Origin of the sequence: Pseudomonas japonica, assembly GCF_013522925.1 — a bacterium.
GTDB lineage: Bacteria > Pseudomonadota > Gammaproteobacteria > Pseudomonadales > Pseudomonadaceae > Aquipseudomonas > Aquipseudomonas japonica_A.
The window spans coordinates 1-1,289 of the sequence record NZ_JAAMQU010000038.1 but is presented as its reverse complement, the minus strand read 5'-3'; the positions used below and the strand labels follow the sequence as shown (position 1 = coordinate 1,289).

1 protein-coding gene is annotated in these 1,289 nt (G+C 63.3%); it reads right to left on the bottom strand.

Annotation, left to right across the window (positions count from 1 at the left end; all coding sequences use genetic code 11):
* On the bottom strand, positions 1-1,289 hold a 1,289-nt coding region (gene bamA / locus G7016_RS24745), incomplete at both ends, for an outer membrane protein assembly factor BamA (RefSeq protein ID WP_181118404.1).

The following is a 1,289-nucleotide window of genomic DNA, read 5'->3' as shown; positions in this document are numbered from 1 at the left end:
AAGTTGCTCTGGCTGATCGAGCCACCCAGGATCAGGCCCGCGCTCTGGGCGAAGCCCACGCTGGCGGTGATCGAGCCGGACGGTTGTTCTTCCACGGTGTAGTTCACGTCCACCTGGTCGTCGGTGCCAGGCACCGCCGGGGTTTCGACGTTCACTTCCTTGAAGTAGCCCAGCCGCTCCAGGCGGGTCTTGGACTGGTCGATCAGGTAGGTCGAAGCCCAGCCGCCTTCCATCTGGCGCATTTCACGGCGCAGCACTTCGTCTTCGGTCTTGGTGTTGCCGCGGAAGTTCACGCGGTTCACGTAGGCGCGCTTGCCCGGGTCCACCATGAAGGTGATGTCCACGGTGTGGTCGTCGTCGTGGGGCTGCGGCACGCCGTTGACGTTGGCGAAGGTGTAGCCCTCGTTGCCCAGGCGGCGGGTGATCAGGTCGGAGGTGGAAGTCATCACCTTGCGCGAGAACACCTGGCCGGGCTTGACCAGCAGCAGGTTCTGGATCTGGTCCTCGGGCACCTTGAGGTCGCCGCTGAGCTTGACGTCGCGAACCTTGTACTTCTCGCCTTCGTTCACGTTCACGGTGATGTAGACGTGCTTCTTGTCCGGGGTGATCGACACCTGGGTGGAGGCGATGTCCATGTTGATGTAGCCGCGGTCCAGGTAGTACGAGCGCAGGCGCTCGAGGTCACCGGACAGTTTTTCGCGGGCATACTTGTCGTCGTTCTTGAAGAACGACAGCCAGTTGGTGGTCTTGAGCTCGAACAGGTCGACCAGGTCTTCCTCGGCGAAGACGGTGTTGCCCACCACGTTGATGTGCTGGATGGCCGCGACCGTGCCTTCGTTGATCTTGATCTTCAGGCCCACGCGGTTGCGCGGCTGGGTCACCACTTCGGTGTCCACGGTGGCCGAGTAGCGGCCCTGGGCCACGTACTGGCGCTGCAGCTCGTTGCGCACGCCTTCGAGGGTGGCGCGCTGGAAGATCTCGCCTTCGGCCAGCCCGGACTGTTTCAGGCCCTTGAGCAGGTCTTCGGTGGAGATGGCCTTGTTGCCTTCGATCTCGATGCTGGCGACCGACGGCCGCTCCACCACGTTGATCACCAGGACGTTGCCGTCGCGGCCCAGTTGAATGTCCTGGAAGAAGCCGGTCTTGAACAGCGCGCGCGTGGAATCCACCAGCTTGCGGTCATCGGCCTGCTCGCCCACGTTCAGGGGCAGGGCGCCGAAGACGCTGCCGGCGGATACCCGCTGCAGGCCGTTGACGCGAATATCGGAGATGGTGAAGGACTCGGCGTG